The following is a 25443-nucleotide window of genomic DNA, read 5'->3' as shown; positions in this document are numbered from 1 at the left end:
CGGTGACCGAGAAGGCCGCGCTGCCGTCCATGATGGCCATCCTCGACCGCGCCGCCGACGGTGGGCGGATCACCCCCGAGGAGGCCGTCACCCTCTACCGTGACGCCCCGCTGCACGCGCTCGGCGCCGCCGCGGACGCGATCCGCCGCCGCAAGTACGCGGGCATCGAGCACATCGCGACGTACATCATCGAGCGGAACATCAACTACACGAACGTGTGCGTCACGGCGTGCAAGTTCTGCGCCTTCTACGCGGCCCCCAAGGACACCAAGAAGGGCTGGTCGCGCGACCTCGACGACATCCTGCGGCGCTGCCAGGAGACCGTCGAGCTCGGCGGCACGCAGATCATGTTCCAGGGCGGGCACCACCCGGACTACGGCGTCGAGTACTACGAGGAGCACTTCTCCGCCATCAAGAAGGCGTACCCGCAGCTGGTCATCCACAGCCTGGGGGCCTCGGAGATCGAGCACATGGCGCGGATCTCCAAGGTGTCGGCCGAGGAAGCCATCCAGCGCATCCACACCGCCGGTCTCGACTCCTTCGCCGGCGCCGGCGCCGAGCTGCTCCCCGCGCGCCCCCGCAAGGCGATCGCTCCTCTCAAGGAGTCCGGCGAGCGCTGGCTGGAGATCATGGAGATCGCCCACAACCTGGGCGTCGAGTCGACGTCGACGATGCTGATGGGCACCGGCGAGACCAACGCCGAGCGCATCGAGCACCTGAGCATGATCCGCGACGTACAGGACCGCACGGGCGGCTTCCGTGCCTTTATCCCGTACACGTACCAGCCGGAGAACAACCACCTGAAGGGCCGCACGCAGGCGACGCTCTTCGAGTACCTGCGGATGATCGCGATCGCCCGGATCTTCCTGGACAACGTCCAGCACATCCAGGGCTCCTGGCTGACGACGGGCAAGGAGGTCGGCCAGCTGTCCCTGCACTACGGCGCCGACGACCTCGGCTCGATCATGCTGGAGGAGAACGTGGTCTCGTCGGCCGGTGCCAAGCACCGCTCCAACCGCATGGAGATCATCGAGCTGATCCGCAAGGCGGGCCGCGTCCCGGCGCAGCGCGCCACGACGTACGAGCACCTCGTCGTGCACGACGACCCGGCGAACGACCCGGTCGACGACCGCGTCAGCTCGCACATCTCGTCGACGGCGATCGACGGCGGGACGGCTCACCCCGAGCTGAAGCTCGTCTCCACCAACTGAGCGCGTCTTGGCGACACTTCACGTCACCGAGGCCGACGGGGCGGCCGCTCTCGTCGAGGGCGAGACCATCAGAGCACTCGGCTCGTACGAGGAGCTGACCGAAGCCCACCCGTCGGCGCGGGTGCGGCGCTGGCCCGGCATCCTCACGCCGGGACTCCTCAACCCGTACGGTCCCGAGATCCTCGAGCACACGTACCACCCGGATCCGCGCGAGGCGGACACCTACGGGACGGTGCCGATCGGCGGGGAGCGGGCGCGGGAGATCTTCCGCGCGGACCCGTCCCGCCTCGGCGCGAGCGCCCGGCGGGGCGTGCAGCGGCTGTTCGCGCACGGGACGGTGGCCCTGGCGGGCGAACTGCGCGCCAAGCCGGTCCTTGAGGTGGCGCAGCGGTCGGGGCTCGTGTTCGGTGGGCGGCCGGAGGGGCTGCGGGGGCCCGTGTCCCTGTCCCCGAAGCCGATGGTGCTGTTGCCGGGTCTGGTGGTGGGCGGCCCGGCCCGCTTCGCGGTCTTCGACGTGGCGGACCGCGCCGAACTGGTGGCCAAGGGGGCGGCCACGTGTGTGGCGACGGTGGTCGGCGGGCGGTTGGTGTACCGGGCTCGCTGATCATTGGAGCCCCTGCGGCGATTGAGCAGGCCCGTCCGGCAGGACTTTCGGGAGGCGGCACCCGGCCCACCGGCCATGGGCTGCCACAATGGCCGGGTGACCCGTGCATCCCTGGACAAGCAGCCCCACGAAGTCGCCTCGATGTTCGACGACGTGGCGGAGAAGTACGACCTCACCAACGACGTGCTGTCCCTGGGACAGACCCGGCTGTGGCGCAAGGAGGTCGCCAAGGCCGTCGCCGCACGCCCCGCGCAGAAGGTCCTCGACCTCGCGGCCGGCACCGCCACCTCCTCGCAGCCCTTCGTGCAGGCCGGCGCGTACGTCGTGCCCTGCGACTTCTCCCTCGGCATGCTGCGCGTGGGCAAGCAGCGCCACCCGTGGATGCCGTTCACGGCGGGCGACGGCACGAAACTGCCGTTCAAGGACGACACGTTCGACGCCGTGACCATCTCCTTCGGGTTGCGCAACATCCAGGAGACCGAGGTCGCGCTGAGCGAGCTGCACCGCGTCACCAAGCCGGGCGGCCGCGTCGTCATCTGCGAGTTCAGCCACCCGACGTGGGCCCCCTTCCGCACCGTCTACACCGAGTACCTGATGCGCGCCCTGCCTCCGGTCGCGCGCGCGGTGTCCTCGAACCCGGACGCGTACGTCTACCTCGCCGAGTCCATCCGCGCCTGGCCCACGCAGCCCGAACTCGCCGCGCTGATGCAGAACGTCGGCTGGCAGCAGGTGGCCTGGCGGGACCTCACCGGCGGCATCGTCACGCTGCACCGGGGCTACAAGAAGGCCTGACCCGGGCTCACGGGCACGCCGGCTGCACGGGCACGGACCGCCTCACGGGCACCGGCTGAACGACCCGGTGCGTGTGGGCGGCTCGTCCGGTTCGCCGAGCTCCCTGCGCATGCCGCCACCCCGCGGCCCCGGCGCCCGCGGCACGCGCACGCCCGCGCCGCCACCGCCCTCGCCCTCACCGAGGTCGAACCACACCGTGACGACGGCGTCCCGCGGCACCTCGACGCCGGGCAGCGGGTACTGGCGCACCACGTACTCCACCACCACCCGGTCGACGTCGTACCGGTCCGCCGCCACGATCAGCACGCCGTGCTCGCGCGCCGTCTGCCGCGCGTCGACCGCCATCAGGCCGACGAGCTTCGGCACCGGCACGTCCGGCGGCCCGGCATCCGGCATCTTGGGCGTCTTGGGTGTCTTCACCACAGATGTCACCCCCAGGAGGTACCGGAAGGGTAGCCCTCGGGGTGTGGGGTCCGGAAGGTCCGGTCAGCGCCCCGGCGGACCGGATCAGGGGCTCAGACGGAGGCAGTGCTCTGGAGGGACGGGTCGGAATTCCAGGCCGAGGCAGCGTCCCGCGAGCGGGGTCAGAGCTCCAGACGGAAGCAGTGCCCTTGCTTACCGGTCGGCGTCACGAACGTCTCGGCCAGTTCCATGCCGAGCCGCCGGGTCACCGCGATCGAGCGCTCGTTGCGGGCGTCCACCATCGCGACGACGCTGGGCAGACCCGCCGCCCGCACCTGATCCAGCGTCAGGCCCGCCGCCGCCGTCGCGTACCCCTGCCCCCAGTACGCGCGCCCGAGCCGCCAGCCGATCTCGATCTCGCCCACCGGACCCCAGGTGCCCGGCCAGGGCTGCGCGCCCGTGAACCCGATGACGTCTCCCGCGCCGTCGGTCATCGTCCACAGGCAGAAACCGTGCTCCGCCTCGTGTCTGCGCTGCCGCGCGGTCAGCTCCTCGTACACCGAGAGCTCCGCCGACGCGCCTCCGTGGAACTCCATGACCTCGGGGTGGTCGAACACCCTGTGCCAGGCGAGCGCGTCCTCATGGGTGGGGACGCGCAGATCCACGGCGGGCAGAACTCGACTCATGGGCTGGCCCTTCGGCTGAGTGGTCACGGTCGCTGAATAGACTGCCCATGTCCGTGCCGGACGGCACACTGTTTTCGAGCCTGGGGAGAACCCGCCGTGACCGAGCAGCCGAAGCCCTTGTCCGAGCACAGCGCGGACGTGATCGTCGTCGGGGCCGGACCTGCCGGTTCGACGACCGCCTACTACCTGGCCAAGGCCGGCCTCGACGTCCTGTTGCTGGAGAAGACCGCCTTCCCGCGCGAGAAGGTCTGCGGCGACGGCCTCACGCCGCGCGCCACCAAGCAGCTCGTCTCCATGGGGATCGACATCTCCGAGGAGGCCGGCTGGCTGCGCAACAAGGGCCTGCGCATCATCGGCGGCGGCGTCCGCCTCCAGCTCGACTGGCCCGACCTCGCCTCGTACCCGGACTACGGCCTGGTCCGCAAGCGCGACGACTTCGACGAGCAGCTCGCGCGGCAGGCCCAGAAGGGCGGCGCCCGCCTGTACGAGCGGTGCAATGTCGGCGCCCCGATCATCGACGAGCGCACGGGCCGCATCACGGGCGTGCACGCGAAGATGGGCGAGGAGAAGACCCCCGTCACGTTCCACGCCCCGCTGGTGGTCGCGGCCGACGGCAACTCCACGCGCCTGTCGCTCGCGATGGGCCTGCACCGCCGCGAGGACCGCCCCATGGGCGTCGCCGTCCGTACGTACTTCACGTCGCCGCGCCACGACGACGACTACCTGGAGTCCTGGCTGGAGCTGTGGGACCGGCGCGGCGCCGAGGACCGGCTGCTGCCCGGCTACGGCTGGATCTTCGGCATGGGCGACGGCACGTCCAACGTGGGCCTCGGCATCCTGAACTCCTCGAAGGCCTTCCGCGAGTTGGACTGGCGCGAGGTCCTGAAGGCCTGGTGCGCGTCGATGCCCGAGGACTGGGGGTACACCCCGGACAACATGACGATGCCGATCCGTGGCGCCGCCCTCCCCATGGCCTTCAACCGCCAGCCGCACTACACCAAGGGCCTGCTCCTGGTCGGTGACGCGGGCGGCCTGGTCAACCCGTTCAACGGCGAGGGCATCGCGTACGCCATGGAGTCCGGCCAGATCGCGGCCGACGTCATCGTGCAGGCCCACGCGCGTGCCACCGACTCCCAGCGTGAACTGGCCCTCCAGCGCTACCCGAAGGTCCTCAAGGACACCTACGGCGGCTACTACACGATGGGCCGCGCCTTCGTGAAGCTCATCGGCAACCCGAAGGTCATGAAGATCGCGACGCAGCGCGGTCTGACCCACCCGATGCTGATGAAGTTCACGCTGAAGATGCTGGCGAACCTGACGGACCCGACGGGCGGCGACGCGATGGACCGGGTCATCAACGGGCTGACCAAGGTCGCGCCGAAGTCCTGAGCGATGCCAGGGTGGACCCATGATTTTCATCGCCGTGAAGTTCACCGTCCGCCCCGAGCACGCCGACACGTGGCTGGAGAAGACCGCCGCGTTCACCGAGGCCACCCGAGCCGAGGAGGGCAACCTCTTCTACGACTGGTCGCGCAGCGTCGACGACCCGAACCAGTTCGTCATCCTGGAGGGCTTCCGCGACGCCGCCGCGGGCGCCGTGCACGTCAACTCCGACCACTTCAAGGCCGGCATGGAGACCATGGCTCCGCTCATCGCCGCCACCCCGGAGATCATCAACGCCGAGATCCCGAACGAGGGTTGGGGCGAGATGGGCGAGCTCTCCCCGCAGGCCTGAGCTGCGATTCCTCCGCAGCACTGTCCCGGTTTTTCCGGACAAACACCGAAGGCCGCCGCACCCCGTAGGGGGAGCGGCGGCCTTCGGCCGTGCACGTGGTGAAGCCCTCAAGGGGCCTCAGGCGGCTGTGTGCCGCCTTTGAGTACCGCAGGGCTCCCGGGGGACCCGGAAGGTCACGGAGCCTCGGAGAGGCTCAGAGAACGCGCACCGCGCCGGTCGGCTGGTCGTAGGAGAGCGGCTTCTCGACCACACCGGTGGAGGAGTTCTGCGCGCCGACGAAGTTGCCGCCGCCCACGTAGATCGCGACGTGGTAGGCGCTGCCGGCGCCGCCCCAGTAGAGGATGTCGCCGGCCTGCAGGTTGCCCAGGCCGACCTGGGTGCCCTGCGTCGACTGGTCCTGCGAGACGCGCGGCAGGTCGATTCCGGCCTGCTTGTACGCGGCCTGCACGAGACCCGAGCAGTCCCAGGAGCTGGAGCCCGTGCCACCGGACACGTAGGCGTCACCGATGTGCGCCTTGACGAACGACACGACAGCGGCGGCGGAGCCGCTGGCCGGGGCGGGGGCCTCCGAGGAGGCGGACGAGGTGGTCGCCTGCAGCGTGGTGCGCTCGCTGGAGCGGGAGGCGGCGGCCTTCTCGGCGGCCTCGCGCTTGGCGGCGGCCTCGGCCTTCGCCTTCGCTTCGGCCTTCTTCTTGGCCTCGGCCTTCTTCTCGGCGGCGACCTGGTCCTTCTTCGCCTGGTCCGCGGCCTTGTCGAAGGCGGCGTCGCGCTCGGCCTGGACCTGGTAGTTGGCCGCGGCCTGCTGGGTGGCGTCCGCGGACTGGGCGACCTGGGAGGAGAGGTCGGTCGTGAGCGTGGGCATCTCGATGGTCTGAGTGACGGGCTCGGCCGCGCTGGCCGAACCAGCCGCACCAGCGATCGCCAGGGTGCTGAGGACGCCACCGGTAACTCCGGCGCGCAGGGCCTTCTTCGAGGCGCTGTTGCGGGGCTTCCGGTGGCTGGGTATGTGAGCGGTGTGGGACATGAGACCAACCGGTATCAGGGCCTCCCCGATCCCTTCAAGAAACGTGTGGTGCGCCACAGTTGTGGAGCAGGGGGGTCGAAACCCGGGCCCGACAGGCTTTATTGACGCCGTAACGGTCAAAGCGGACAGCCCCTTGGGTGGCCCTGAGCATTGGTTTTCTGCAATACGCCCGAATTGCCCGACGCTTACCACCCGTTGAGGCAGTTGGCCAAGCCCGGTTTCTGACGGTGCGGTAGCCGCGTGACGCAGGTCACAAGTGGACCCCTAGGGGATGCGATGCACACGCGATGGACACAACTCGCGTCCACTTCCATTCACACCCCTCCCCCTCACGTGTGAACGGCGTCCACTATCAGCCAACCGCGTCCAGCACCAATTTGCTTGCGATCTCCACGTCTTGATAGTGGGCACGCCTCTCCGACCAGGGGTAACGCGTCAAGATGTCACCACTGGTGATCACTCAGGTGCTTCGCGTGTGAAGATCACTGCTCATCCGACTTCATGATCCTTCGTCAGGTGGTGGAGATCACAAAGTAGTTGGCGCACCCCGTGTCGCAGATCACAGAGTTGCAGGCATAGGATGCGGGGCAAGTTGGGCTTGTGACCCGCTTCACATGTAGGCGATCTTCGACTGTTCGCGGGACGTGGGGGGCGGGGGCGCGAGCTCATGCAACCGCCAGTCAGTGCCGACTGAGAGGAGCGAGGAGCGTGAACGCGTATGCGCCGATCCTCGTACTGGGAGCCCTCGGGGCAGGCTTTGCGATCTTCTCCGTGGTCATGGCCACGCTTATCGGTCCAAAGCGGTACAACCGGGCCAAGCTTGAAGCCTATGAGTGCGGGATCGAGCCGACCCCCACGCCGGCCGGTGGCGGGCGCTTCCCCATCAAGTACTACCTGACGGCGATGCTCTTCATCGTCTTCGACATCGAGATCGTCTTTCTCTACCCCTGGGCCGTCACCTTCGACGCCCTAGGGGTGTTCGGGCTCGTAGAGATGCTGCTCTTCGTGCTCACCGTCTTCGTCGCGTACGCGTACGTATGGCGGCGCGGCGGCCTGGAATGGGACTGAGCCCCGTATAGGGGAGACCAGGAGCCACAGACCAATGGGACTCGAAGAAAAGCTGCCGAGCGGATTCCTGCTGACCACCGTCGAGCAGGCCGCGGGCTGGGTGCGCAAGTCGTCCGTATTCCCTGCCACGTTCGGGCTCGCCTGTTGCGCCATCGAAATGATGACGACGGGCGCGGGCCGCTACGACCTGGCGCGGTTCGGGATGGAAGTCTTCCGGGGATCGCCCCGCCAGGCGGACCTGATGATCGTGGCCGGGCGGGTGAGCCAGAAGATGGCGCCCGTCCTGCGCCAGGTCTATGACCAGATGCCGAACCCCAAGTGGGTCATCTCCATGGGCGTCTGCGCATCGTCCGGCGGGATGTTCAACAACTACGCGATCGTGCAGGGCGTCGACCATGTCGTCCCGGTCGACATCTATCTGCCCGGCTGCCCGCCCCGGCCCGAGATGCTGATGGACGCGATCCTCAAGCTCCATCAGAAGATCCAGACCTCCAAGCTCGGCGTGAACGCCGAGGAGGCGGCCCGCGAGGCGGAGGAAGCGGCGCTCAAGGCGCTCCCGACGATCGAGATGAAGGGGCTGCTGCGGTGAGCGACGCGCACAGCGACAAGGGATCGAACGGGGTCAACCCCGAAAAGGACCTCAGCGCTTCCAACCTTCCAGGGCAGCGCGGCGACCAGGGCGAGGAGATCCGCGTCCAGCGCGGCATGTTCGGCGCCAACAACGGCGGTGACACCTCCGGCTACGGCGGCCTCGTCCGCCCGGTCCGGCTGCCCGGTGAATCCTCCCGCCCCTACGGCGGTTGGTTCGACGAGGTGGCGGACGAGCTGGAGGGCGCCCTGGAGGAGCAGGGCCTCGTCCCCGAGAACGCCATCGACAAGACGGTCGTCGACCGCGACGAGCTCACCTTCCACATCGAGCGCGAGCACCTGGTCCGCGTCGCCCGCACCCTGCGCGACGACCCGGCCCTGCGCTTCGAACTGTGCACGGGGGTCTCGGTGGTGCACTACCCGGAGGACAAGGGCCGCGAACTGCACGCCGTCTACCACCTGCGCTCGATCACCCACAACCGGCTGATCCGCCTCGAGGTCTCCGCGCCCGACGCGGACCCGCACGTGCCGTCGCTGGTCCCGGTGTATCCGACGAACGACTGGCACGAGCGCGAGGCGTACGACTTCTTCGGTCTCGTCTTCGACGGCCACCCCGCGCTGACGCGGATCATGATGCCGGACGACTGGCAGGGCTTCCCGCAGCGCAAGGACTATCCCCTCGGCGGCATCCCCGTCGAGTACAAGGGCGCCCAGATCCCGGCTCCGGACCAGCGGAGGTCGTACAGCTGATGTCTTCCACTCCTTCTGCTCCCTCTGCCTCCGCCTCCCCACGCGAGACCACCGAAGGCACCGTCTACACGGTCACCGGAGGTGACTGGGACGAGGTCGCCCAGGCGGCGGCCAAGTCCGACGACGAGCGCATCATCGTCAACATGGGGCCCCAACACCCCTCCACGCACGGGGTGCTGCGCCTGATCCTGGAGATCGACGGCGAGACCGTCACCGAGGCCCGCTGCGGCATCGGCTACCTCCACACCGGCATCGAGAAGAACCTCGAGTACCGCACGTGGACCCAGGGCACCACGTTCGTGACGCGCATGGACTACCTGACGCCGTTCTACAACGAGACGGCGTACTGCCTCGGCGTCGAGAAGCTCCTCGGTATCGAGGGCGAGATCCCGGACCGCGCCAGCATCATCCGCGTGCTCCTCATGGAGCTGAACCGGATGTCCTCGCACCTGGTGGCCATCGCCACCGGCGGCATGGAGCTCGGCGCGACCACGATCATGATCTACGGATTCCGCGATCGTGAACTCGTTCTCGACGTCTTCGAGTTGATCACCGGCCTGCGGATGAACCACGCGTTCGTCCGGCCCGGCGGACTCGCCCAGGACCTGCCACCCGGCGCGGTGGACCAGCTCCGCGAGTTCGTGAAGAAGATGAAGAAGAACCTTCCCGAGTACGACAAGCTCGCCACCGGGAACCCCATCTTCAAGGCCCGTATGCAGGACGTCGGCTACCTCGACCTCGCGGGCTGCATGGCCCTCGGCGCCACAGGTCCTGTGCTGCGATCCGCCGGCCTGCCGCACGACCTGCGCAAGGCGCAGCCGTACTGCGGCTACGAGAACTACGAATTCGACATCCCGACCGCCGACACCTGCGACTCCTACGGGCGCTTCCTGATCCGCCTGGAGGAGATGCGCCAGTCGCTGCGCATCGTCGAACAGTGCCTGGACCGGCTGGAGCCGGGTCCGGTCATGGTCGGCGACAAGAAGATCGCCTGGCCCGCCCAACTGGCCCTCGGACCGGACGGTCTCGGCAACTCGCTCGACCACATCAAGAACATCATGGGCACCTCCATGGAGGCCCTCATCCACCACTTCAAGCTGGTGACCGAGGGCTTCCGCGTCCCACCGGGACAGACGTACACGGCCGTGGAGTCGCCCAAGGGCGAACTGGGTGTGCACGCCGTGTCCGACGGCGGCACCCGCCCGTTCAGGGTCCACTTCCGCGACCCGTCCTTCACCAACCTTCAGGCCATGGCGGCGATGTGCGAGGGCGGCCAGGTCGCCGACGTCATCGTCGCCGTCGCGTCCATCGACCCCGTGATGGGAGGCGTCGACCGGTGACCACCAGTTCTTCGGAGCAGGGCGTGAGTCTGGGCATGCCACAACTGCCCGCGCCCGCGTACCCGGACGACGTCCGAACCCGCCTGGAGGCCGACGCGAAGGAGGTCATCTCCCGCTACCCCGGCTCCCGCTCGGCGCTGCTTCCGCTGCTGCACCTCGTGCAGTCGGAGGAGGGGCACGTCACGCGGACCGGAATGCAGTTCTGCGCGGACATGCTCGGCCTGACCACCGCCGAGGTCACGGCCGTCGCGACCTTCTACACGATGTACCGCAGGAAGCCGAGCGGCGACTACCAGGTGGGCGTCTGCACCAACACGTTGTGCGCCGTCATGGGTGGCGACGCCATCTTCGAGTCGCTCCAGGAGCACCTCGGCGTCGGCAACAACGGGACGACGGACGACGGTAAAATCACGCTGGAGCACATCGAGTGCAATGCCGCTTGTGATTTTGCTCCCGTGGTGATGGTCAACTGGGAGTTCTTCGACAACCAGACGCCCGACACCGCCAAGCAGCTCGTCGACGATCTGCGCGCGGGGTCGGAGGTGTCACCCACGCGCGGGGCTCCCTTGTGCACCTTCAAGGAGACCGCGCGCATCCTGGCCGGCTTCCCCGACGAGCGTGCCGGTGCCGTCGAGGCGGGTGGCAGCGCGGGGCCCGCCTCGCTGATCGGGCTCCGCCTGGCCAAGGGCGAGACGGAGCCCGCGCGCGTGGTCCACCCGCGCGCCGAGAACGTCGAGGGCGATCCGGCCCACGACCCTTCGCCCACCGAGCACTTGAGCTCGCACGACGCGCCGCAGGACACGTCGGCCTCCGACCCGCAGCACCCAGCGGGACCGACCGCCGAGGAGGGGGAGTGATGACCTTGGCAGCCGAGATCGAGAACAACGACACCAGCCCGGAGAAGCTGCTCTCTCCGGTCCTGTCGGCCTTCTGGGACCAGGACAAGTCCTGGTCTTTGGATGTGTACCGCCGGCACGAGGGATACGAGGGGCTGCGCAAGGCCCTCGCCATGGCACCGGACGACCTGATCGCGTATGTGAAGGACGCGGGGCTCCGCGGGCGTGGTGGCGCCGGATTCCCGACGGGGATGAAGTGGCAGTTCATCCCGCAGGGAGACGGCAAGCCGCACTATCTAGTTGTCAACGCCGACGAATCGGAGCCGGGGACCTGCAAGGACATCCCGCTCCTCTACGCCAATCCGCACAGCCTCATTGAGGGCATCGTGATCGCCTGTTACGCGATCCGTTCGGAGCACGCGTTCATCTACCTTCGGGGTGAAGTGGTCCCCGTACTGCGGCGCTTGCACGAGGCCGTGCGCGAGGCCTACGCCGCGGGGTATCTCGGGCAGAACATCCTCGGGTCCGGTCTCAACCTTGAACTCACCGTGCACGCCGGCGCGGGCGCGTACATCTGTGGTGAGGAGACCGCACTCCTGGACTCGCTCGAGGGCCGCCGTGGTCAGCCGCGACTCCGTCCCCCCTTCCCTGCCGTCGCGGGCCTCTACGCGTGCCCCACTGTGGTGAACAACGTCGAGTCCATCGCGTCGGTTCCCGCAATCATCAATCGGGGGAAGGACTGGTTCAAATCGATGGGGAGCGAGAAGTCACCCGGCTTCACGCTCTACTCGCTCAGCGGCCACGTCGTGAGCCCCGGCCAGTACGAGGCCCCGCTCGGCGTCACACTGCGTCAGCTGCTCGACATGAGCGGCGGCATGCGGCCGGGCCACCGCCTCAAGTTCTGGACCCCGGGCGGCAGTTCGACCCCGATGTTCACCGAGGAGCACCTCGATGTGCCCCTGGACTACGAGGGTGTCGGCGCCGCCGGATCGATGCTCGGCACCAAGGCGCTGCAGTGCTTCGACGAGACGACCTGCGTTGTGCGCGCGGTCACAAGGTGGACCGAGTTCTACGCCCACGAGTCCTGCGGCAAGTGCACGCCGTGCCGTGAAGGCACGTACTGGCTCGTGCAGTTGCTCCGAGACATCGAGGCCGGCAAGGGCACCATGTCCGACCTCGACAAGCTGAACGACATCGCCGACAACATCAACGGCAAGTCGTTCTGCGCCCTCGGCGACGGCGCCGCCTCGCCGATCTTCTCCTCGCTCAAGTACTTCCGCGAGGAGTACGAGCAGCACATCACGGGCAAGGCCTGCCCCTTCGACCCGGCCAAGTCCACGCTCTGGGCAGGCCGGGGCGACAAGCACCGCACGGAGGTGAACGCGTGACCGTCACGACCAACGCTCCCTCCGGGGGCGGCGAGGCGGCTGTTCCGCCCGAGGACCTCGTCTCCCTCACCATCGACGGCATCGAGATCAGCGTCCCCAAGGGGACCCTGGTCATCCGGGCCGCCGAGATGCTCGGCATCGAGATCCCGCGCTTCTGCGACCACCCGCTGCTGGACCCGGCGGGCGCCTGCCGGCAGTGCATCGTGGAGGTGGAGGGCCAGCGCAAGCCGATGGCGTCCTGCACCATCACCTGCACCGACGGCATGGTGGTCAAGAGTCAGCTCTCCTCCCCGGTCGCCGAGAAGGCGCAGAAGGGGGTCATGGAGCTGCTGCTCATCAACCACCCCCTCGACTGTCCGGTCTGTGACAAGGGCGGCGAGTGCCCGTTGCAGAACCAGGCCATGTCGCACGGCCAGGCCGACTCGCGTTTCGAGGGCAAGAAGCGCACCTACGAGAAGCCGGTGCCGATCTCGAAGCAGGTGCTGCTCGACCGCGAGCGGTGCGTGCTGTGCGCCCGCTGCACCCGGTTCTCCAACCAGATCGCGGGCGACCCGATGATCGAGCTGATCGAGCGCGGCGCGCTCCAGCAGGTCGGCACGGGTGAGGGCGACCCCTTCGAGTCGTACTTCTCCGGGAACACGATCCAGATCTGCCCGGTCGGCGCGCTGACCTCGGCGGCGTACCGATTCCGCTCCCGGCCCTTCGACCTCGTGTCGTCGCCGAGTGTGTGCGAGCACTGCGCGGGCGGCTGCGCGACCCGTACCGACCACCGGCGCGGCAAGGTCATGCGCCGCCTCGCGGCCAACGACCCCGAGGTCAACGAGGAGTGGGTCTGCGACAAGGGCCGCTTCGGCTTCCGCTACGCGCAGAAGCCCGACCGGCTCACCCACCCCCTCGTACGGGACGCGGAGAGCGGTGAACTGCGGCCCGCTTCCTGGCCTGAGGCGCTGGAGACTGCCGCGCGCGGGCTCGCCGCCGCCCGCGGCCGCACCGGCGTGCTCACCGGTGGCCGGCTCACGGTCGAGGACGCGTACGCGTACAGCAAGTTCACGCGCATCGCCCTCGACACGAACGACATCGACTTCCGCGCGCGCGTGCACAGCAGCGAGGAGGCCGACTTCCTGGCGGCACGCGTCGCCGGTCGCGGTCGCGACCTGGACGGCAGCGGGGTCACGTACACGAAGCTGGAGAAGGCTCCGGCCGTACTCCTCGTCGGGTTCGAGTCGGAGGAGGAGGCGCCCGGCGTCTTCCTCAAGCTCCGCAAGGCGTGGCGGGGACACGGGCAGAAGGTCTACTCGCTCTCTACGTATGCGACGCGCGGCCTGGAGAAGGCGGGTGGCACGCTGCTGCCGGCCGCTCCCGGCACCGAGCCCGAGTGGCTGGACGCGCTGGCCTCCGGGGTCGGCCTCGAGGACGGGGGAGCGGACGCCGCGCAGGCGCTGCGCGGCGAAGGCGCCGTGATCGTCGTCGGTGAGCGGGTCGCGTCCGTGACGGGCGGGCTCACCGCCGCCGTACGGGCCGCTTCCGCGACCGGGGCCGAGCTGGTGTGGATCCCGCGGCGGGCCGGTGAGCGCGGCGCCGTCGAGGCGGGCGCGCTGCCCTCGCTGCTGCCGGGCGGCAGGCCCGCGACCGACTCGCGCGCGCGGGACCAGGTCGCCGCAGCCTGGGGCGTGGCCGAACTGCCGCACCGCTTCGGGCGGGACACCGGGCAGATCGTGGAGGCCGCGGCCACCGGCGAACTGGGGGCGCTTGTGGTGGCCGGGGTCGAGGTCGCCGACCTGCCGTCCCCGGCACGCGCGCGTGAAGCCCTTCACGAGGTGGGGTTCCTGATCTCCCTTGAGCAGCGGCCCAGCGAGGTCGCCGACCACGCCGACGTCGTCCTTCCGGTGGCCGCGGTCGCCGAGAAGGCGGGCACGTTCCTCAACTGGGAGGGCCGCGCCCGGATGTTCGAGGCGGCGCTGAAGCCCGACCAGATGACGCGGCGCGTCGCGCCCACGGACGCGCGCGTGCTGCAGATGGTGGCGGACGCCATGGACGTCCACTTGGGGCTCCCCGATCTGCGCTCGCTGCGCGGCGAGTTGGACCGCCTCGGCAACTGGGAAGGCCCGCACGCGACCGAGCCCCTGGAGACGACAGGTCAGCTGCCGAGCCCCTCCTCCGGAGAGGCCGTCCTCGCAGGACACCGGCTACTGCTGGACCAGGGCCGCCTCCAGGAGGGCGACGACGCGCTCGCCGGGACCCGGCACGCCGCCCACGCGCGCGTGTCCGCCACGACCGCCGCCGAGGCGGGCGTGAAGGACGGCGACGTACTGACGGTCACCGGGGCGCTCGGCAGCGTCGCGTTCCCGCTCCAGGTCACCGAGATGCCCGACCGCGTCGTGTGGCTGCCGCTCAACTCCGAGGGCGGCGGCGTCGCTTCGGACACCGGGGCCGTCCCCGGTGACCTGGTGAAGATCGGCCCGGCCGTCGCCGCCGGAGTCCCGGAGGTGCAGTCATGAACCCACTCGCGTTGGAAGACCTGTCGATGTTCGGCCGCGACCCCTGGTGGCTCGTCGTCGTCAAGGCGGTCTTCTGCTTCGCCTTCCTGATGGTGACGGTCCTGTTCTCCATCGTGTGGGAGCGCAAGGTCGTCGCCTGGATGCAGCTGCGCATCGGTCCGAACCGGCACGGCCCCTGGGGCATGCTCCAGTCGCTCGCCGACGGCATCAAGCTGATGCTCAAAGAAGACGTGATCGTCAAGCGGGCCGACAAGGTGGTCTACGTCCTTGCGCCGGTCATCGCTGCGATCCCCGCCTTCATGGCGATCGCCGTGATCCCGTTCGGCCCCGCGGGCAACGAGGTCTCGATCTTCGGCCACCGCACGACGATGCAGCTCACCGACCTGCCGATCGCGATGCTCTACATCCTCGCGGTCGCCTCCGTCGGCATCTACGGCATCGTCCTCGCGGGCTGGTCGTCCGGGTCGACGTATCCGCTGCTCGGCGGCTTGCGGTCCTGCGCGCAGATGATCTCGTACGAGATCGCGATGGGCGCGGCCTTCGCCTCGGTGTTCCTCTACTCGGGCTCGATGTCGACCTCGGAGATCGTCGCCCAGCAGCACGACCGCTGGTACATCGTGCTGCTGCCGGTCTCGTTCCTGATCTACATCGTGACGATGGTCGGCGAGACGAACCGCGCCCCGTTCGACATGCCGGAGTCCGAGGGCGACCTCGTCGGCGGCTTCAACACCGAGTACTCGTCCATCAAGTTCGCGATGTTCATGCTCGCCGAGTACGTGAACATGGTGACGGTCTCGGCGGTGTCCGTGACGCTCTTCCTGGGCGGCTGGCGCGCACCGTGGCCGGTCTCCACGTTCTGGGAGGGCGCGAACCACGGCTGGTGGCCGATGCTCTGGTTCGTCATCAAGGTCCAGCTGCTGCTGTTCTTCTTCATCTGGCTGCGCGGCACGCTGCCTCGTGTCCGCTACGACCAGCTGATGAAGCTCGGCTGGAAGGTCCTCATCCCGGTCTCCGTGGTGTGGCTGATGCTGGTGGCGACCGTGCGGACGCTGCGCAACGAGAACTACGACTTCGCCTCCATCGCCCTGTACGTCGGCGCCGCGATCCTTGTGATCCTGCTCCTGTCGTTCGTCGTGGACATCTTCCGCGATCGCGGGGCCAAGCAGCGGGAGGCCGCCGAAGAGCCCGCCGCCTTCGACCCGATGGCGGGCGGATTCCCCGTGCCGCCGTTGCCAGGACAGACGCCGCCACCCGTGCCGCGCAGGCGTTCCCGCCGGGAGCGGGAGCTGATTGTCAGTGGTGGCCCCGATACTCAGAGTGACGAGTCGCTCGGCGGATCTCGCGAAGGAAAGGAGGCGTCCGATGGCTGAAGAGACCGACTCCGGCCACCAGAAGGACACAGAGCCGGGGTTCCAGAACCCCGTCGCCGGCTTCGGTGTGACCTTCAAGGCCATGTTCAAGAAGCGGCTGACCGAGCAGTACCCGGAGCAACCGAAGACCACTGCTCCCCGCTTCCACGGCAGGCACCAGCTCAACCGCCATCCGGACGGCCTGGAGAAGTGCATCGGCTGCGAGTTGTGCGCCTGGGCCTGCCCGGCGGACGCGATCTACGTGGAGGGCGCGGACAACACGGAGGAGGAGCGTTACTCGCCGGGTGAGCGCTACGGCCGCGTCTACCAGATCAACTACGCGCGCTGCATTCTGTGCGGACTGTGCATCGAGGCGTGCCCCACGCGCGCGCTGACGATGACGAACGAGTTCGAGCTGGCCGACAGCAGCCGCGCCAACCTCATCTACACCAAGGAGCAGCTGCTCGCCGGGCTCGACGAGGGCATGGTCGAAAGCCCGCACTCGATCTTCCCCGGCACGGACGAGCAGGACTACTACCGGGGTCTCGTCACCGAGGCGGCGCCCGGCACGGAGCGCCAAGTGGCCGTCTCCAAGGGCGAGAAGCCCTCCGAGGACGCCGAGGAGGTGGACGTATGAGCGCGCGGCTCGCCGAGGCGGCCACGCTCGCCGCGGGCACCTCCACCGGTGAGGCCTTCCAGTTCTGGATTCTCGGCACGGTCGCCGTCATCGGCGCCCTGTGCACGATCCTGATGAAGAAGGCCGTGCACAGCGCCCTGTGCCTGGCCGGCACCATGATCATCCTGGCGATCTTCTACCTGGCCAACGGGGCGTACTTCCTGGGCATCGTGCAGATCGTCGTCTACACGGGCGCGATCATGATGCTGTTCCTCTTCGTGGTGATGCTCGTCGGCGTCACCGCGGCGGACTCCCTGACGGAGACCATCAAGGGGCAGCGCTGGCTCGCCGCCCTGTGCGGGCTCGGCTTCGGTGTGCTGCTCATCGCGGGGATCGGACAGGCCTCGCTGACGCGGTTCAACGGACTGGGCAAGGCGAACGCCGGGGGGAACGTGGAGGGCCTGGCGTCCCTCATCTTCACCAAGTACGTCTTCGCCTTCGAGATCACCGGCGCCCTGCTGATCACGGCCACGGTCGGCGCGATGGTGCTCACGCACCGCGAGCGCACCGAACGGGCCAAGACACAGCGCGAGATGGCCGAGGAGCGGGTGCGCGAGGGCAAGCACCTCCCGCCGCTGCCCGCCCCGGGCGTCTACGCCCGGCACAACGCGGTGGACGTCGCGGGACTGCTGCCCGACGGCACCCCCTCGGAGCTCACGGTCATGCAGACGCTGCGCGAGCGCGGTCAGATCCGGGATGTCTCCGGTGAGGCGATGAGTGATCTGAAGGCTCTGGAGCAGCGGTCGTCCGACCGCCTGGAGCGCTCGGACCGCGACCGGGCCGAGGAGGCGTCGAAGTGAATCCGGTCAACTACCTGTATCTCGCCGCCCTGTTGTTCACGATCGGCGCCACCGGCGTGCTCATCAGGCGGAACGCGATCGTCGTGTTCATGTGCATCGAGCTGATGCTGAACGCGTGCAACCTCGCGTTCGTCGCGTTCTCCCGGATGCACGGCAATCTCGACGGGCAGATCATCGCGTTCTTCACGATGGTCGTCGCCGCCGCGGAGGTCGTGGTCGGGCTCGCGATCATCGTGTCGCTGTTCCGTTCCCGCCACTCGGCCTCGGTCGACGACGCCAGCCTGATGAAGCTGTAAGGGGTCGCTGAACCGATGAACTCAGAGAACCTGATCGCGCTGCTCGTCGCAGCGCCACTGCTCGGAGCGGCCGTACTGCTGTGCGGTGGGCGGGCGTTGGACCGGGTGGGTCATCTGCTCGGCACGCTGCTCGCGGCCGTCTCCTTCGTGGTCGCCGTCGTGCTCTTCACCGACATGCTCGGCAGGGGCCCCGAGGACCGCACGCTCAGCCAGCACCTGTTCAGCTGGATCCCCGTCGAGGGTTTCCAGGCGGACGTCGCCTTCCAGCTGGACCAGCTGTCGATGACGTTCGTCCTGCTGATCTCCGGTGTGGGCACGCTGATCCACCTGTACTCGATCGGCTACATGGAGCACGACGAGCGGCGCCGCCGCTTCTTCGGCTACCTGAACCTGTTCGTCGCGGCGATGCTCCTCCTGGTCGTCGCCGACAACTACCTGCTCCTGTACGTCGGCTGGGAGGGTGTGGGCCTCGCCTCGTACCTGCTCATCGGCTTCTGGCAGCACAAGCCGAGCGCGGCCACGGCCGCGAAGAAGGCGTTCCTGGTCAACCGCGTCGGCGACATGGGTCTGTCGATCGCGATCATGCTGATGTTCACGACGTTCGGGACGTTCGCCTTCAAGCCCGTCCTCGACAGCGTCGGTGACACCGGTGAAGGCAAGCTGACGGCGATCGGCCTGATGCTGTTGCTCGCCGCGTGCGGCAAGTCGGCGCAGGTCCCGCTGCAGTCCTGGCTCGGGGACGCGATGGAGGGCCCAACCCCGGTCTCGGCCCTCATCCACGCCGCGACCATGGTGACCGCGGGGGTCTACCTGATCGTCCGCTCCGGCGCGATCTTCAACGCGGCGCCCGACGCGCAGTTGGTGGTCACCATCGTCGGCGCGGTCACGCTGCTGTTCGGTGCGATCGTCGGTTGCGCCAAGGACGACATCAAGAAGGCGCTGGCCGGCTCGACGATGTCGCAGATCGGCTACATGATCCTCGCCGCGGGCCTCGGCCCCATCGGCTATGTGTTCGCGATCATGCACCTGGTGACGCACGGCTTCTTCAAGGCGGGGCTGTTCCTCGGCGCCGGTTCGGTCATGCACGGCATGAACGACGAGGTCGACATGAGGAAGTTCGGCGGCCTGCGGAAGTACATGCCGGTCACCTTCGTGACGTTCGGGCTCGGGTATCTGGCGATCATCGGTTTCCCGGGTCTGTCCGGCTTCTTCTCCAAGGACAAGATCATCGAGGCGGCGTTCGCCAAGGGCGGTACGGAAGGCTGGATCCTCGGGGGCGTCGCCCTCCTGGGCGCGGCCATCACCGCCTTCTACATGACGCGCGTGATGATCATGACGTTCTTCGGCGAGAAGCGCTGGCAGCCGGACGCTGACGGCCATGAGCCGCACCCGCACGAGTCCCCGTCCTCCATGACGATCCCGATGATCGTGCTCGCGGTCGGCTCGGTCTTCGCCGGTGGCTTCTTCTCCATCGGGGACCGTTTCCTGCACTGGCTGGAGCCCGTCACCGGGCACGACCACGGGCACGCGCCCATCAGCGCGGGCGTGGTCACCGGAGCCACCATGGTGTGCCTGGTGATCGGCGTGGGTCTCGCCTGGGTCCAGTACGGGCGCCGCGAGGTTCCCGTCGTCGCCCCGCGCGGCTCGCTGCTCACCCGCGCCGCACGGCGTGACCTGCTCCAGGACGACTTCAACCATGTCGTCCTGGTGCGCGGTGGCGAGCACCTGACGCGCTCCCTCGTATACGTCGACCACACCCTGGTCGACGGGGTGGTCAACGGGACGGCGGCCTCGGTCGGCGGCCTCTCCGGTCGGCTGCGCAAACTCCAGAACGGCTACGTGCGCTCGTACGCCGTCTCGATGTTCGGCGGCGCGGCGCTCATCGCCGCGGTGACCCTGCTGATGAGGGCGGTCTGATACCCGATGTCCTTTCCTCTTCTGACAGCGACGGCGGTACTGCCGGCCGTGGGCGCGATCGCCACGGCCGCGGTTCCGGCGAAGCAGCGCACCGCGGCCAAGTGGCTCGCGCTGTTGTTCTCAGCTGCCACTCTGGTCCTCGCGGCGGTGGTCGCCGTCCGCTTCGACCCGGGCGGCGGACGCTTCCAACTCACCGAATCCCACGCGTGGATCGCCGACTTCGGGGTCCGCTACGAGCTGGGTGTGGACGGCATCGGGGTGGCGCTCATCGCGCTGACCGCGCTGTTGATCCCGTTCGTGATCCTCGCGGGCTGGCACGACGCCGACCCGCAGGAGACCGGGAACACACGGTGGCGGCCGACGCAGGGCTTCTTCGCCCTGATCCTCCTCGTCGAGGCGATGGTGATCATCTCCTTCGCGGCCACCGACGTCTTCGTGTTCTACATCTTCTTCGAAGCCATGCTCATCCCGATGTACTTCCTCATCGGCGGCTTCGGGGACCGGGCGGGCCCGCACGGCGAGAAGGAGGCCGCGACCCAACGCTCGTACGCGGCCGTCAAGTTCCTCCTCTACAACCTGGTCGGCGGCCTCATCATGCTGGCGGCCGTCATCGGCCTCTACGTAGTGGCCGGGACCTTCTCGCTCTCGGAGATCGCGGAAGCCCGCGCGAGCGGCTCGCTCGACATGGCGACCAACACCGAGCGCCTGCTCTTCCTGGGCTTCTTCTTCGCCTTCGCGGTGAAGGCCCCGCTGTGGCCGCTGCACACCTGGCTGCCGAACGCGATGGGGGAGGCCACCACCCCGGTCGCCGTACTGATCACGGCAGTTGTCGACAAGGTCGGCACGTTCGCGATGCTCCGCTTCTGCCTCCAGCTGTTCCCGGAGGCGAGCAAGTGGGCGACGCCCGCGATCCTGGTGCTCGCCTTGATCAGCATCGTCTACGGCGCGCTGGTCGCGGTCGGCCAGCGCGACATCAAGCGCCTGATCGCCTACGCGTCGATCTCGCACTTCGGCTTCATCATCATGGGCATCTTCGCGATGACCAGCCAGGGCCAGTCCGGCGCGACGCTCTACATGGTCAACCACGGGATCTCGACGGCGGCGCTGATGCTGGTCGCCGGCTTCCTGATCTCGCGGCGCGGCTCGCGGCTCATCACGGACTACGGAGGCGTGCAGAAGGTCGCCCCGGTGCTCGCCGGTACGTTCCTGATCGGTTCCCTCGCCACCCTCTCGCTACCGGGTCTCGCGCCCTTCGTGAGCGAATTCCTGGTCCTGGTCGGCACGTTCACGCGCTACCCGGTGATCGGCATCATCGCCACCTTCGGCATCGTGCTCGCCGCGCTCTACACGCTGGTCCTCTACCAGCGCACCATGACGGGCCCGGTGAAGCCGTCGACCCAGGGCATCGCGGACCTGCGGGTGCGTGAGCTCGCGGTCGTGGTCCCGCTGATCGGCGTACTGATCTTCCTCGGCGTCTACCCGAAGCCGCTCACCGAGCTGGTGAACCCGGCGGTCAAGCACACCCTGTCCGACGTCCACAAGAAGGACCCGAAGCCGGAAGTGGAGGCGGCTCACAAATGAGTGCACTGGTGAGTGCTTCTTCTGTCCACAGCCTGTGGACAACGGTGGCCGCGGGGCCCGTTCAAGAGGGGATCTCCAAGATCGACGCCCCGAAGATCGAGTACGCGCAATTGTCGCCGACCTTGATCGTCATCGGTGCCGCCGTCCTGGGGATCCTGGTCGAGGCCTTCGTGCCGCGCCGCTCCCGCTATTACGTGCAGGTGTTCCTCGCCGTCGTCGCGCTCGCGGCCGCCTTCGCGGCGGTCGTGGGGCTCGCGGCCGGCGGATACGGGACGACGAAGGCACACATCGCGGCCATGGGCGCGATCGCCGTGGACGGCCCGGCGCTGTTCCTCCAAGGGGTCATCCTGCTGTCCGGGATCGTCGCGATCTTCACGTTCGCCGAGCGGCGGCTCGACCCGGAGGCACACGGCAACCGCGTCGACTCGTTCGCCGCGCAGGCCGCCTCCGTGCCCGGCAGTGACAGCGAAAAGGCGGCCATAAAGGCCGGGTTCACCACCACCGAGGTGTTCCCTCTGGCGCTCTTCGCGATCGGCGGCATGCTGGTCTTCCCCGCGGCGAACGACCTGCTGACGCTGTTCATCGCCCTGGAAGTCTTCTCGCTCCCGCTGTACCTGCTGTGCGCCGTGGCCCGCCGCAAGCGGCTCATGTCGCAGGAGGCCGCGGTCAAGTACTTCCTGCTCGGCGCCTTCGCGTCCGCCTTCACCCTGTTCGGCATCGCGCTCCTGTACGGCTACGCGGGCTCCGTCTCGTACGCCACGATCGCGAGCGTCGTCGACGGCTCGATCCAGAACGTGGACCCGGCCCTCGCCGACACCATGGGCAACGACGCGCTGCTGCTCATCGGCATGGCGCTGGTCGGCATGGGCCTGCTGTTCAAGGTCGGCGCCGTGCCGTTCCACATGTGGACGCCGGACGTGTACCAGGGCGCGCCGACGCCGGTGACCGGGTTCATGGCGGCGGCCACGAAGGTCGCGGCCTTCGGCGCGCTGCTGCGTCTGCTCTACGTCGTCCTGCCGGGGATGCGCTGGGACTGGCGTCCTGTCATGTGGGCCATCGCCATCGTCACGATGCTGGGCGGCGCGATCGTCGCGATCACGCAGACCGACATCAAGCGACTCCTCGCGTACTCCTCGATCGCGCACGCCGGCTTCATCCTGGCCGGTGTCATCGCGACGACGCCCGAAGGTGTCTCGTCCGTCCTCTTCTACCTGGGCGCGTACTCCTTCGTGACCATCGGTGCCTTCGCCGTGGTGACACTGGTGCGCGACGCGGGGGGCGAGGCGACGCACCTGTCGAAGTGGGCGGGGCTCGGGCGCAGATCGCCGCTGGTGGCTGCGGTCTTCGCGGTGTTCCTGCTGGCCTTCGCCGGTATCCCGCTCACCTCCGGGTTCGCGGGCAAGTTCGCCGTGTTCAAGGCGGCGGCCGAGGGTGGCGCGGGTGCGCTCGTCGTGGTCGGTGTCGTGTCCTCGGCGATCGCCGCGTTCTTCTACATCCGCGTGATCGTCCTCATGTTCTTCAGCGAGCCGAAGGCGGACGGGCCGACCGTGGCCGTGCCGTCGCCGCTGACCATGACGACGATCGGGGTGGGCGTCGCGGTCACCATCGTGCTGGGGCTCGCGCCGCAGTACTTCCTGGACCTGGCGGGCCAGGCCGGGGTGTTCGTGCGGTAGCGGTACCGCCGCCGTCGCGCGTGGTCGAGGCCCGGTCCCTGGGAGGGGGCCGGGCCTCCATATGTCCCGGGAATGCCCCCAGCCTGTGGATAACTTTCCGGGGTGTCGGTCCGGACCCCTATCGTTACTGGAGAAGTCGAGACGAGCTGGACGCACGGGGACAGGGCGATGGACGGGACACAGGGTATGAGCGAGGTGACCGGGAGCGAGGCGCTAGCCACGCTCCACCGGGTCTTCGGGTACGACGCCTTCCGCGGTGAGCAGGAAGCGATCATCGATCACGTGGTGGGCGGTGGGGACGCCGTCGTGCTCATGCCGACTGGTGGCGGCAAGTCGCTGTGCTACCAGATCCCGGCGCTGGTGAGGGCCGGCACGGGAATCGTCGTCTCGCCCCTGATCGCGCTGATGCAGGACCAGGTGGACGCGCTGCGGGCGCTCGGGGTGCGCGCCGGGTTCATGAACTCGACGCAGGACTTCGAGGAGCGCCGCCTGGTGGAGGCGGAGTTCCTCGCGGGCGAGCTCGACCTGCTCTATCTGGCGCCGGAGCGGTTGCGTCTCGACTCCACGCTCAGGCTGCTGTCGCGCGGCAAGATCTCCCTCTTCGCGATCGACGAGGCGCACTGTGTCGCCCAGTGGGGCCACGACTTCCGTCCCGACTATCTGTCCCTGTCGGTGCTCGGCCGGAACTGGCCGGACGTGCCGCGCCTCGCCCTGACCGCGACGGCGACGCATGCCACGCACGAGGAGATCACCCAGCGTCTGGGCATGCCGGACGCCAAGCACTTCGTGGCGAGCTTCGACCGGCCCAACATCCAGTACCGGATCATCGGCAAGGCGGACCCGAAGAAGCAGCTGCTCGGCTTCCTCCAGCAGGAGCACGAGGGCGACGCGGGCATCGTGTACTGCCTGTCCCGCAAGTCCGTGGAGGCGACGGCCGAGTTCCTCAGTCGCAACGGGATCGAGGCGGTGCCGTACCACGCGGGCCTGGACGCGGGCACGCGTGCGAGGCACCAGTCGCGGTTTCTGCGCGAGGAGGGCCTCATCGTCTGCGCGACCATCGCGTTCGGCATGGGCATCGACAAGCCGGACGTCCGGTTCGTCGCGCACCTCGACCTGCCGAAGTCCGTCGAGGGCTATTACCAGGAGACCGGCCGCGCCGGGCGTGACGGACTGCCGTCGACGGCGTGGATGGCGTACGGGCTGCAGGACGTGGTCCAGCAGCGGAAGCTGATCAACATGGGCGAGGGGGACGAGGCGTTCCGGCGCCGCGCCTCCGCCCACCTCGACTCGATGCTGGCGCTGTGTGAGACGGCACAGTGCCGCCGGTCCCAGCTGCTCACGTACTTCGGGCAGGAGGGCGCCGAGGCCTGCGGCAACTGCGACACCTGCCTGTCGCCGCCCGAGACGTGGGACGGCACGGTCGCCGCGCAGAAGATCCTTTCGACTGTGGTGCGCCTCGAGAGAGAGCGGCGGCAGAAGTTCGGCGCGGGCCAGATCATCGACATCCTGCTCGGCAAGCGCAGCGCCAAGGTCATCCAGTTCGACCACGATCAGCTGTCCGTCTTCGGGATCGGCGAGGAGCTGGCGGAGGCCGAATGGCGGGGCGTCGTACGGCAGTTGCTGGCGCAGGGGCTCATCGCGGTCGAGGGCGAATACGGGACGCTGGTGCTCACCGAGGAGAGCGGCACCGTGCTGGGGCGGCAGCGGGAGGTGCGGCTGCGCAAGGAGCCGAAGCCGGCGCCGCGTGCGGCGGCGGCCCGTGAGCGCAAGGCCAAGGCGCCCGCGGTCGAGCTGCCGGCGGAGGTGGCGCCGGTCTTCGAGGCGTTGCGGGCCTGGCGGGGGGCGCAGGCGAAGGAGCACGGGGTGCCGGCGTACGTCATCTTCCAGAATGCGACGCTCAGTGAGATCGCGCTGCAACAGCCCACGTCGCTGGCCCAGTTGGGGACGATCGGTGGGGTCGGGGAGAAGAAGTTGGCGACGTGGGGCGAGGGTGTGCTGGGGGTTTTGGCGGGGTTGCGGGGGTCCGCCGGGGCGGTGCGGGATGACGGGCCGTGGCCTGATGAGCCGCCGCATGACGACCAGTACGAGCCCGTCCCGGAGGATGTCGACTGGTGATGCGGCGCCGTCCCCCGGACACGGGGCTCTGCCCCGGACCCCGCTGCTCAATCGCCGCAGGGGCTTGAAAGATCGCCTCAATCGCCGGCGGGGCTTGATAGATCAAGCCCCGCC

23 protein-coding genes are annotated in these 25443 nt (G+C 68.7%); 20 read left to right on the top strand and 3 right to left on the bottom strand.

Annotation, left to right across the window (positions count from 1 at the left end; genetic code table 11):
* Positions 1-2 precede the first annotated feature (2 nt).
* From mqnC to ACWD2L_RS29380, 3 genes are all read left to right on the top strand, one after another.
* Positions 3-1211 (top strand): cyclic dehypoxanthinyl futalosine synthase, encoded by a 1209-nt coding sequence (gene mqnC / locus ACWD2L_RS29390; protein WP_351341645.1) that lies wholly within the window; start codon positions 3-5, stop codon positions 1209-1211.
* A 7-nt stretch (positions 1212-1218) separates the two neighbouring features.
* The gene (locus tag ACWD2L_RS29385) at positions 1219-1815 is read left to right on the top strand and encodes an imidazolonepropionase-like domain-containing protein (protein ID WP_351341642.1); all 597 of its coding nucleotides are present in this window, start codon (positions 1219-1221) and stop codon (positions 1813-1815) included.
* 96 nt (positions 1816-1911) lie between these two features.
* Positions 1912-2607 (top strand): demethylmenaquinone methyltransferase, encoded by a 696-nt coding sequence (locus ACWD2L_RS29380; protein ID WP_351341639.1) that lies wholly within the window; start codon positions 1912-1914, stop codon positions 2605-2607.
* A 42-nt stretch (positions 2608-2649) separates the two neighbouring features.
* Here the strand turns inward: ACWD2L_RS29380 and ACWD2L_RS29375 are convergent, their stop codons facing one another.
* Both ACWD2L_RS29375 and ACWD2L_RS29370 read right to left on the bottom strand, forming a co-directional pair.
* Entirely contained in the window at positions 2650-3003 is a 354-nt protein-coding gene (locus tag ACWD2L_RS29375) for a PASTA domain-containing protein (protein ID WP_351341655.1), read from the bottom strand.
* Between the two features lie 188 nt (positions 3004-3191).
* Positions 3192-3695 carry a GNAT family N-acetyltransferase gene (locus ACWD2L_RS29370; protein WP_351341636.1) on the bottom strand — a complete coding sequence of 168 codons (504 nt, stop codon included), beginning with the start codon at positions 3693-3695 and terminating at the stop codon, positions 3192-3194.
* A gap of 96 nt (positions 3696-3791) precedes the next feature.
* On the opposite strand from ACWD2L_RS29370, the gene ACWD2L_RS29365 reads away from it, so the two are divergent.
* Positions 3792-5084 carry a geranylgeranyl reductase family protein gene (locus ACWD2L_RS29365; RefSeq protein WP_351341633.1) on the top strand — a complete coding sequence of 431 codons (1293 nt, stop codon included), beginning with the start codon at positions 3792-3794 and terminating at the stop codon, positions 5082-5084.
* Positions 5085-5103: 19 nt separating this feature from the next.
* Positions 5104-5430 carry a putative quinol monooxygenase gene (locus tag ACWD2L_RS29360; protein WP_351341630.1) on the top strand — a complete coding sequence of 109 codons (327 nt, stop codon included), beginning with the start codon at positions 5104-5106 and terminating at the stop codon, positions 5428-5430.
* A 193-nt stretch (positions 5431-5623) separates the two neighbouring features.
* On the opposite strand, the gene ACWD2L_RS29355 is transcribed toward ACWD2L_RS29360, so the two are convergent.
* The gene (locus ACWD2L_RS29355; RefSeq protein WP_351341627.1) at positions 5624-6454 is read right to left on the bottom strand and encodes a C40 family peptidase; all 831 of its coding nucleotides are present in this window, start codon (positions 6452-6454) and stop codon (positions 5624-5626) included.
* A gap of 708 nt (positions 6455-7162) precedes the next feature.
* Here ACWD2L_RS29355 and ACWD2L_RS29350 point away from each other — a divergent pair.
* The 15 genes from ACWD2L_RS29350 (at position 7163) to recQ (ending at position 25329) form a co-directional block, all read left to right on the top strand.
* On the top strand, positions 7163-7522 hold the full coding sequence (locus ACWD2L_RS29350) for an NADH-quinone oxidoreductase subunit A (RefSeq protein WP_007383963.1): 360 nt from the start codon (positions 7163-7165) through the stop codon (positions 7520-7522).
* Positions 7523-7556: 34 nt separating this feature from the next.
* Positions 7557-8111 carry a NuoB/complex I 20 kDa subunit family protein gene (locus ACWD2L_RS29345; protein ID WP_016640165.1) on the top strand — a complete coding sequence of 185 codons (555 nt, stop codon included), beginning with the start codon at positions 7557-7559 and terminating at the stop codon, positions 8109-8111.
* Positions 8108-8860 (top strand): NADH-quinone oxidoreductase subunit C, encoded by a 753-nt coding sequence (locus ACWD2L_RS29340; protein ID WP_351341625.1) that lies wholly within the window; start codon positions 8108-8110, stop codon positions 8858-8860. The genes ACWD2L_RS29345 and ACWD2L_RS29340 overlap by 4 nt, the downstream gene beginning before the upstream one ends.
* A complete protein-coding gene (locus ACWD2L_RS29335) occupies positions 8860-10200 on the top strand; it encodes an NADH-quinone oxidoreductase subunit D (protein ID WP_351341622.1) in 1341 nt (446 codons plus the stop codon). Before ACWD2L_RS29340 ends, ACWD2L_RS29335 begins: the two co-directional genes overlap by 1 nt.
* Positions 10197-11057, top strand: a complete 861-nt coding sequence (gene nuoE / locus ACWD2L_RS29330) for an NADH-quinone oxidoreductase subunit NuoE (RefSeq protein ID WP_351341619.1) — start codon at positions 10197-10199, stop codon at positions 11055-11057. Before ACWD2L_RS29335 ends, nuoE begins: the two co-directional genes overlap by 4 nt.
* Positions 11057-12424 carry an NADH-quinone oxidoreductase subunit NuoF gene (nuoF, locus tag ACWD2L_RS29325; protein ID WP_351341616.1) on the top strand — a complete coding sequence of 456 codons (1368 nt, stop codon included), beginning with the start codon at positions 11057-11059 and terminating at the stop codon, positions 12422-12424. Before nuoE ends, nuoF begins: the two co-directional genes overlap by 1 nt.
* Positions 12421-14922: an NADH-quinone oxidoreductase subunit G gene (locus tag ACWD2L_RS29320; RefSeq protein WP_351341613.1), complete on the top strand. Its 2502-nt coding sequence runs from the start codon at positions 12421-12423 to the stop codon at positions 14920-14922. Before nuoF ends, ACWD2L_RS29320 begins: the two co-directional genes overlap by 4 nt.
* Entirely contained in the window at positions 14919-16292 is a 1374-nt protein-coding gene (gene nuoH, locus ACWD2L_RS29315; RefSeq protein WP_351341610.1) for an NADH-quinone oxidoreductase subunit NuoH, read from the top strand. The genes ACWD2L_RS29320 and nuoH overlap by 4 nt, the downstream gene beginning before the upstream one ends.
* Positions 16285-16908, top strand: coding sequence for an NADH-quinone oxidoreductase subunit NuoI (gene nuoI / locus ACWD2L_RS29310; protein WP_351341608.1), 624 nt, complete (start codon positions 16285-16287; stop codon positions 16906-16908). Before nuoH ends, nuoI begins: the two co-directional genes overlap by 8 nt.
* On the top strand, positions 16905-17747 hold the full coding sequence (locus ACWD2L_RS29305) for an NADH-quinone oxidoreductase subunit J (RefSeq protein ID WP_351341606.1): 843 nt from the start codon (positions 16905-16907) through the stop codon (positions 17745-17747). Before nuoI ends, ACWD2L_RS29305 begins: the two co-directional genes overlap by 4 nt.
* A complete protein-coding gene (gene nuoK, locus ACWD2L_RS29300; RefSeq protein ID WP_003974374.1) occupies positions 17744-18043 on the top strand; it encodes an NADH-quinone oxidoreductase subunit NuoK in 300 nt (99 codons plus the stop codon). Before ACWD2L_RS29305 ends, nuoK begins: the two co-directional genes overlap by 4 nt.
* 15 nt (positions 18044-18058) lie before the next feature.
* Positions 18059-19960, top strand: coding sequence for an NADH-quinone oxidoreductase subunit L (gene nuoL / locus ACWD2L_RS29295; RefSeq protein ID WP_351341605.1), 1902 nt, complete (start codon positions 18059-18061; stop codon positions 19958-19960).
* 6 nt (positions 19961-19966) lie between these two features.
* Positions 19967-21541 carry an NADH-quinone oxidoreductase subunit M gene (locus ACWD2L_RS29290; protein WP_351341602.1) on the top strand — a complete coding sequence of 525 codons (1575 nt, stop codon included), beginning with the start codon at positions 19967-19969 and terminating at the stop codon, positions 21539-21541.
* 8 nt (positions 21542-21549) lie between these two features.
* Positions 21550-23214: an NADH-quinone oxidoreductase subunit NuoN gene (gene nuoN, locus ACWD2L_RS29285; protein WP_351341599.1), complete on the top strand. Its 1665-nt coding sequence runs from the start codon at positions 21550-21552 to the stop codon at positions 23212-23214.
* 186 nt (positions 23215-23400) lie between these two features.
* Positions 23401-25329 (top strand): DNA helicase RecQ, encoded by a 1929-nt coding sequence (gene recQ, locus ACWD2L_RS29280; protein WP_451192253.1) that lies wholly within the window; start codon positions 23401-23403, stop codon positions 25327-25329.
* Positions 25330-25443 lie beyond the last annotated feature (114 nt).

It is taken from the genome of Streptomyces sp. NPDC002754 (genome assembly GCF_053592315.1).
This window is presented reverse-complemented; position numbering and strand designations above follow the sequence as displayed.

Coding starts and splice junctions, on each gene's coding strand:
- ACWD2L_RS29375 (WP_351341655.1), bottom strand. CDS start 3,003: ATGCCGGATGCCGGGCCGCCGGACGTGCCGGTGCCGAAGCTCGTCGGC.
- ACWD2L_RS29370 (WP_351341636.1), bottom strand. CDS start 3,695: ATGAGTCGAGTTCTGCCCGCCGTGGATCTGCGCGTCCCCACCCATGAG.
- ACWD2L_RS29360 (WP_351341630.1), top strand. CDS start 5,104: ATGATTTTCATCGCCGTGAAGTTCACCGTCCGCCCCGAGCACGCCGAC.
- ACWD2L_RS29355 (WP_351341627.1), bottom strand. CDS start 6,454: ATGTCCCACACCGCTCACATACCCAGCCACCGGAAGCCCCGCAACAGC.
- ACWD2L_RS29345 (WP_016640165.1), top strand. CDS start 7,557: ATGGGACTCGAAGAAAAGCTGCCGAGCGGATTCCTGCTGACCACCGTC.
- ACWD2L_RS29335 (WP_351341622.1), top strand. CDS start 8,860: ATGTCTTCCACTCCTTCTGCTCCCTCTGCCTCCGCCTCCCCACGCGAG.
- nuoF (WP_351341616.1), top strand. CDS start 11,057: ATGACCTTGGCAGCCGAGATCGAGAACAACGACACCAGCCCGGAGAAG.
- nuoH (WP_351341610.1), top strand. CDS start 14,919: ATGAACCCACTCGCGTTGGAAGACCTGTCGATGTTCGGCCGCGACCCC.
- nuoI (WP_351341608.1), top strand. CDS start 16,285: ATGGCTGAAGAGACCGACTCCGGCCACCAGAAGGACACAGAGCCGGGG.
- ACWD2L_RS29305 (WP_351341606.1), top strand. CDS start 16,905: ATGAGCGCGCGGCTCGCCGAGGCGGCCACGCTCGCCGCGGGCACCTCC.
- nuoL (WP_351341605.1), top strand. CDS start 18,059: ATGAACTCAGAGAACCTGATCGCGCTGCTCGTCGCAGCGCCACTGCTC.
- ACWD2L_RS29290 (WP_351341602.1), top strand. CDS start 19,967: ATGTCCTTTCCTCTTCTGACAGCGACGGCGGTACTGCCGGCCGTGGGC.
- recQ (WP_451192253.1), top strand. CDS start 23,401: ATGAGCGAGGTGACCGGGAGCGAGGCGCTAGCCACGCTCCACCGGGTC.